This is a genomic window from uncultured Nitrospira sp., from assembly GCA_902500695.1.
Classification (GTDB): Bacteria; Nitrospirota; Nitrospiria; order Nitrospirales; family UBA8639; genus Nitrospira_E.
Window position 1 is genome coordinate 13,132 of the sequence record CABVRQ010000071.1, and the last position, 7,340, is coordinate 20,471.

The window sequence follows — 7,340 nt, forward strand, 5'->3', positions numbered from 1 at the left end:
TCGAACTCAACCAGCAAAAAAATCACCACGCCAATTCCAACAATTCGAAACCAGGCCAATCCATCAATGCCGGTGGTATGAAACAACGTCTGCATCACTTCGGTATAGGTAAAAAGCCCTTGAATCCCTAAGACCAGGCCTATGGTGAGCGGAACATAGGGGTTTCCAAACAATCCTTTGCGGGACAGAACCGAACCATAAAAAGACCGCGCATTCAAGACATAAAACGCTTCAAAGACCACCAACATGTTGACGGCTATGGTTCTCGCGGTTTCGAGAGACGCCCCCTGGTCACGTTCCCAGAGGAACAGACCAAACGTGCCGGCCACCGCTAAGACGGACACAAAGCCGATGCGCCACAACAGAAACCGTGACAGAATGGCTTCGCCCGGGTTCCGAGGGGGACGTCGCATGACATCCGATTCAGGGGGTTCGAGGGTTAAGGCCAAGGCCAAGGTTACGGCGGTGATCATGTTGACCCACAGAATTTGTACCGGCGTAATCGGCAACATGGTCCCTAACAGAATGGCGGCCACAATCACTCCGGCTTCGGCGACATTGGTGGGTAGCATAAACAGGATGGATTTTTGAATATTGTCATAAACCCGACGGCCTTCCTCGACCGCATGAGCAATGGAGGCAAAATTATCATCCGCCAGCACCATTTCCGCCGCTTCCTTGGCCACTTCCGTTCCCTTCACTCCCATCGCCACTCCCACATCCGCCCGCTTTAGCGCCGGCGCGTCATTCACACCATCTCCGGTCATGGCCACCACTTCCCCACCCGTCTGGAGGGCTTGCACCAGCCGCAATTTATGTTCCGGACTTGCCCGGGCAAATATATCGATATCTCGCACGACACCCGCCAATTCCTCATCACTCAAGGTTTCCAGTACCTGTCCCGAGAGGGCCTGTTTCCCATCGCCGATATGCATCTGTAAGCCAATCGTTCTCGCCGTCACGAGATGGTCCCCGGTAATCATTTTGACTCGAATCCCGGCTTGCTGACATTGCCGGACCGCTTCAATGGCTTCAGCCCTGGGTGGGTCAACAATGCCGATGAGCCCCAACATCGTCAGACCCTGCTCCACATCTTGAAACCGTAACTCTCGATGTTCATGATTGGTCGAGGAAAAGGCCACGGCCAACACTCGCTGCCCCTTCCCGGCCATCTGCTCAATCCGATCCTGCCACGACCGGCTATTCAACGGATGATCCTCCCCCAGGCTCCGCTGAAACGCGCACATCTCCAAAATCCGTTCAGGGGCACCCTTGATATACATCCACCCATGCCCGGCATGGTCGTGATGCAACGTCGACATAAACCGATGTTGAGATTCAAAGGGGATCACATCCGTCCGTGGCCACATCTCATGTTCGAATCGGTAATCCAATCCGGCTTTTCTTCCGAGGGTCACTAACGCCCCCTCCGTCGGATCTCCGTTGATCTGCCAGGCACCCTCCACGTGGGCCAAATCCGCATCGTTACACAACATTCCGGCTCGAGCGAGTTCCATCACGTCTGGAAGATCAGTCAGCGCGACCGGGTTGCCAAACAGAGAAAAACCGCCATGAGGATCATATCCGACACCACTGACATCCACGGTATATGCCGCGGTCGCCAACGTTTGAACCGTCATTTCGTTTCGTGTAAGGGTGCCGGTTTTATCTGAACAAATGACCGTGACGGAACCTAAGGTCTCCACAGCCGGCAACCGGCGAATAATCGCTTGGCGTCGTGCCATGGCTTGAACACCGATTGCGAGCGTGATGGTCATAATCGCCGGAAGTCCTTCAGGAATGGCCGCAACGGCGAGGCCCACGCTTGCCAGAAACATGTCACTGAGCCCATAATCCCTAAAAAAAATTCCGAAGAGGAAGACGCCAACCGCTCCGGTAATAATTGCCATGCTTAACCGACTCCCGAATTCTTCTATCTTTCGGAGAAGCGGCGTGGTCAGGGTCTGCACCCCCGCCAGCATGGCGCTGATCCGCCCTATTTCTGTGGCATCTCCGGTTGCGACGACCACCCCGGTTCCTGTTCCATAGGTCACCAGAGTCCCCGAATAGACCATGCCCTTTCGATCACCTATGGACGCGGTTTCAGGAACCGGTTTTATATGTTTCTCAACCGGCACGGACTCCCCGGTCAAGGCGGCTTCTTCAATACGCAACGCTTTCACCTTCAGAAGACGCAGATCTGCCGGGACTTTGTCCCCTGATTGGAGAAACACCATATCCCCAGGCACAAGGTTTTCCGCTGGAATGGAGCACCGGGCTCCATCACGAAGCCCTGAGGCTTGCACGGACAACATCCGGCGAATGGCATCCATCGCCCTTTCGGCTTTGCCTTCCTGAAGAAATCCGATGACGGCATTAATCAGCACGACGCCAAAAATCACGCTGGTATCAACCCAATGACCGAGAAGGGCCGTCACGACACCTGCTCCCAGGAGGATATAAATGAGAATGTTGTGAAACTGGGCGAGAAACCGCTGCCAGGAGGCTTGTTTTTTAGGTGGGCGTAAACGATTGGGGCCATAGAGGGCCAGACGTTCGGCAGCCACATCCTGAGTTAACCCCTCAACCTGACTGGCCACGGCCTTGAGAACGGACTCACCATCCAAGGCATGCCAGCGCATGGCTGACCTTTTTTGATCGGATACAGGCATCGCGCTCATTTCAATTGAAGGTAAGATAACGCAGGAGAAGCAAACTCAGAATTCTTTACCTCACCATGAGAACACCGCGACATTTGCTTCCAGTGCACGTTGATGGTCTGGAGTATTTCTAGAGAAAGGGATCACGTATCAACCTTCTTTCTCAGATCTGCCAGGGCGGATGAGAAACACCGAACATGGGGCATGGCGGGCGATTTTTCTGACCACCTCTCCCAATGGGATCGGCTTCCCCCCCTTAAATCCTTTTGATCCAACCATGATCAATTTTGTCTTCGAGCGCTCGGCGATTTTGACAATTTCTTCAGCAGGGTCTCCTTTGGTCAAGACGGTATCGACTTCCATGCCAAGGTCTTTGACTCTTTGGCTGATTTCTTTCAGATGACTGGCCCCTTCTTTGTGAGATTTCTCCAATAATTGTGCAGTTAATTGTTTAAAGGCGGCTTTTCCCTTTCCCCAATACCAACCTTCCAAATAAGCAGGCTTTCCCACCACATGCGCCACCGTCAACTTTGGAGGGGTCTTACAGGCCAACAGACCGAGAATATCCACAGTACTCAACGCAACGGATGAGCCATCGGTGGCCAGAAGAATTTTGGCGGCGGCTTTTCCCTTCATCACCTTACTGAGTTTTTCACGAACCAATAGGACGGAACACGGAGCTTCCCTCATCACCCAATCACTGGTACTTCCAAGAAGAAACCGTTTCACATTGGAGAGACCACGGGTTCCTAAGATGACCAGGTCAATTCCATAGTCCTTCACCGCCTGTAAAATTTCCGCACCCGGAAGCCCTTCCATCACAAGAGATTTAACGGTCAAAGCACTTTCTTCGACAATCTCCTTCTTCGTGTGCTCAAGAAATCCCCTTGCCTGAGTGACTAATTTCCCCCTTGCTTGGGAAATGACACTATCCCAACTGGAAGGCCCATCCACCGGAACCAGAGGAGACGCATGCTTCATCTCGATAACATGGATTAAATAAATTTCTGATGCCTTTGGCCATTCCACTGACTTCACAAACCGAATGGCCTCCTGTGCATGTTCCGAAGGATCAACCGCCACCAAAATTTTCATCTGCATCTCCCTTTCTCACAAAGGCTGTTACTTTTTTAGGGTTCATGAAGCCTGTGTATTGGCAGGCGATCAAACAATCCTGTCAGGTTCCTGAGTCGCTCCACAATTTCCTCCGTCAGCTGATCGGGATGGAATCGCCACTCCCAGTTGCCTTTGAGTGTGCCGGGACGATTCATCCGGCACTCACTCCCCAATCCCAAGACGTCCTGAAGCGGAACTATGGCAAGTTGGGCAACAGAACTCATGGCTAGTCGAATCACATCCCAATGAATTTCTCGACCGTCGGTCCCAAGATAACGCAACACATTCGCACGCTCCTCATTGATCTCTTCGGTGGATTGAGTGGTTTCCCTTCCCGGTTCAGCGGTAAACCACCCGACCGTCGTATTATGGTCGTGAGTGGCGGTATAGACGATTGAATGCTGGGTATAGTGATGGGGTCGATAATGATGCGCTTTGGGATCATTGCCAAACCCCATTTGCAATATTCGCATGCCGGGAAACTCACAAGAATCCCGTAACGCCTCGACCTCCGGAGTGATCACACCAAGGTCTTCCGCGATCACAGGCAAATCACCAAGTGCGGTTTTCACGGCTGCAAATAATTCGCCTCCCGGACCTTTCACCCAGCGACCATGGATGGCATGAGGTTCGGAAGCAGGGATTTCCCAATAGGCTTCAAACCCGCGGAAATGATCCAATCGAATCATATCGACAAGAGCCAGATTGGCGCGGAATCGATCGATCCACCATTGGTACCCGGACGTAGCCCGCACGTCCCACCGATAAATAGGATTCCCCCATCGCTGTCCCGTTGCGCTGAAATAGTCAGGCGGCACGCCGGCCACCACCGACGGTTGGCACTGGTCATCCAGATAGAATGAACCAGGATGCGCCCAGACGTCTGAACTATCATGAGCGATATAGATCGGGAGATCGCCAATGATTCGCACCCCCTTGCTATGAGCATACTGCCTCAGAGCGGACCATTGGTAAAAAAACAGGTACTGGACAAACTGATGATAATCAATCGTCTCTCTGAGGCGGCAACTGTAATCCTGCAGGGCTTGAGGATCTCGAACGCTCAGGGGATGTTCCCAGTCAGTCCATGCCTGCCCCTTATGGCTCTCTTTCAAGGACAGAAAGAGAGAAAAGTCTTCTAACCAGGAAGCATGCTTCTCCCGAAAGAACAAAAAAGCTTGTCGATGTTCAGCGGGAGGATTGGCTTTAAACTGCTTGTAGGACGTTTCTAAGATTACATGCTTTTGCTCAATGACCAGAGGGAAATCCACATGGTCGGCTGGAAAAGACGGAGGTCTTTTCGCATCTGCTGGCGATACAAACCCGTCCTCCACCAGTTTTTCCGGACTTATGAGCAGGGGGTTTCCTGCAAAGGCGGAAAAGCACATGTAGGGGGAATTGCCATAGCCGGTTGGTCCCAATGGCAACATCTGCCACCAACTCTGACCTGCCGCCTTCAAAACATCGACAAACTGATACGCGGCGGGTCCTAAATCCCCGATTCCCCATGCCCCTGGAAGGGACGTCGGATGCAATAAGATTCCACTTCCTCTGGGCAGATTCACCATAGTCCCCAGCTCAATATTCTGAAAAATTATTTAGTTGAAGGGTTAAAACGAAATTGACGTTTTTTTGATGCTGATGAAACCCACAAGACATTATTGCACGTCCAAAGGTCCAAATTTGGATTTTAAGTCTTTTCGGTTGACTTCTTTTGGGTCTTTCTTGGCTTCCTGGATGCGCTTTCAGGTTCAGCTCTCACTTTCCTTTCCTCTACTGGCAAGGAAATATGTTTATTAAAAATTTGGCGCTCGGCTTCCAACCAGTCCCCCAGGTCGTTTCCTTTCGTCTGGCCTCTTGCCTCGTACAACTCAAATGCACGTTTCGCAATGCCGGGGTGCAATGCCATTTTGATCGCCGATTCCACCTGATCAAGATTCATGGCTCCACCACTGCCTTGAAATCCTCCGATCACCTGATCCACGCCAAGCTGGAACGCTTGTGACATCAAGGAACTCACTGACGTTCCGGCCAACGCCACGACTTTTCCGCTATAGTTTTGAGCTCGAAGTTCCCTCAGCACCTCAAGGCCGCTGGGCTCAGCTACATACATATCCAACACCACGACTAAGGGGGATTTTTCCTTCACCAGGGGAACCACATCCTGTCGATGAGGAGGAATGCAGACTTCATATCCTTTCTCCGACAGGAAAGCGGAAATTTTTCCCCGAAATTCCTCATGAAACGTCACAATCATAATCATCAAGGTATAACCTCCCTCTCAAAATCCAAAGGAACGATTCAGCCACCCTACCATTGTACAAAGAAGCGCAATCTCTATACCATTTAATTTTTGTGAATTAATCCGTGAAAACACCTTGCAACTCAGAAATCATTGAGAGTTGTTGCCTTTGAATCAAACGGAAACGGACTTCTTTCCCAGAGGCAAATTGCCACAGATCATGAAAGAGAGCGAATTGTATCTGAAGAATAACTTCCCGCCTCTGCCATTCCCCATGATCTTCTGGCTAAATATTCCCAATAAATAGGATACACAAGTCGCATATCCTCCTCTGAAATATAGAGAAAACACATCCCCCATACAACCTGCATGGAGATACTCTACATCCGCGAGACAACCAATAACACCAGATGAGAAAATACTATGATGAGGTCCTGTTCATTCTAGAAACCGATTCTCCGGCACCATGAATGGGTAGTTCATCAGACCACGTTGATAACGCTCCAGTCCAATTCTCAGGAATGAGCAACTTAAACATTAAAATCCCTTTCTGGAATAAGGGAAATCCTGACAAAGGATAAGAGGGGGAGATGTCCTCATTGGCGTTTTGTCGTTCAACAGTATTGGAGCCCTATGGCGCCAGAAAGATCCCGCCGAGCCATGCCCCCTTCAACCCATGCACCGTCTCCTCCCGCTTCTTTATACCCGACATTCGTCATCGAAAATCCATCTCCACTTCCTTCTCCTTCCCGCATGGTCCTTCACCTCCCCCTCATACCCGCAGGTAGGTGGCGGATAGCCATCTTTCCTCTTTAGGCCTTTTCCCATTCTCCAATTAGACCAACGGAGATGTGCCCAATCCTGAGTTTACTTTGTTTCCGGAACCTCGTGGTGGGAGAAAAAGTAGCCAGGAGAAATGACGAGCCATCGGGCATGGCAGTGAGAGTCTAGGAAGAGGAAAGAAGGATGAAGGATGGCTATATCGTAAGACTGAAGTATTTCTCACCATATCGGAAATCCCTTGTGGTTTCCTTCCGGATGGATTCCCGCTGGCAAATGGCAGGGATAACGGCCGGTGACCTGCCAGAAAGGAAAGTTTTTCTGTTTCGTTTCCGCTTATAGCTCCAAATGGTATGCCCTCCTCATGTTAGCAGAACAATTACGCACCGATTCGCCAAGAACGCCTATGCTGCCATTGACCACAATTTTCGTGAAATCGCTGTTCTGTTGCTGCTCACGGCGATTATGGGTCTGTTGAAAAAATCCGCCAGCTGCGTTCTCGCCATTTTTCCGTGGTCAGGTACTCCGTGTACGCTCCGCGC

The 7,340-nt window shown here is 51.0% G+C and carries 5 protein-coding genes; all 5 read right to left on the minus strand.

What is annotated here, in order from left to right; all coding sequences use genetic code 11:
- A partial coding sequence (locus AAH187_RS15170) for a cation-transporting P-type ATPase (protein ID WP_342349313.1) occupies nucleotides 1–2,642 on the minus strand: 2,642 nt, incomplete at its 3' end.
- Nucleotides 2,643–2,810: 168 nt separating this feature from the next.
- The gene (locus AAH187_RS15175; RefSeq protein ID WP_342349314.1) at nucleotides 2,811–3,755 is read right to left on the minus strand and encodes a universal stress protein; all 945 of its coding nucleotides are present in this window, start codon (nucleotides 3,753–3,755) and stop codon (nucleotides 2,811–2,813) included.
- A 35-nt stretch (nucleotides 3,756–3,790) separates the two neighbouring features.
- Nucleotides 3,791–5,344, minus strand: a complete 1,554-nt coding sequence (gene malQ, locus AAH187_RS15180; RefSeq protein WP_342349315.1) for a 4-alpha-glucanotransferase — start codon at nucleotides 5,342–5,344, stop codon at nucleotides 3,791–3,793.
- Nucleotides 5,345–5,466: 122 nt separating this feature from the next.
- A complete protein-coding gene (locus tag AAH187_RS15185) occupies nucleotides 5,467–6,039 on the minus strand; it encodes a response regulator (RefSeq protein WP_342349317.1) in 573 nt (190 codons plus the stop codon).
- Between the two features lie 593 nt (nucleotides 6,040–6,632).
- Nucleotides 6,633–6,773 (minus strand): hypothetical protein, encoded by a 141-nt coding sequence (locus AAH187_RS15190; RefSeq protein ID WP_342349316.1) that lies wholly within the window; start codon nucleotides 6,771–6,773, stop codon nucleotides 6,633–6,635.
- Nucleotides 6,774–7,340 lie beyond the last annotated feature (567 nt).

Coding starts and splice junctions, on each gene's coding strand:
- AAH187_RS15175 (WP_342349314.1), bottom strand. CDS start 3,755: ATGAAAATTTTGGTGGCGGTTGATCCTTCGGAACATGCACAGGAGGCC.
- malQ (WP_342349315.1), bottom strand. CDS start 5,344: ATGGTGAATCTGCCCAGAGGAAGTGGAATCTTATTGCATCCGACGTCC.
- AAH187_RS15185 (WP_342349317.1), bottom strand. CDS start 6,039: ATGATTATGATTGTGACGTTTCATGAGGAATTTCGGGGAAAAATTTCC.
- AAH187_RS15190 (WP_342349316.1), bottom strand. CDS start 6,773: ATGCGGGAAGGAGAAGGAAGTGGAGATGGATTTTCGATGACGAATGTC.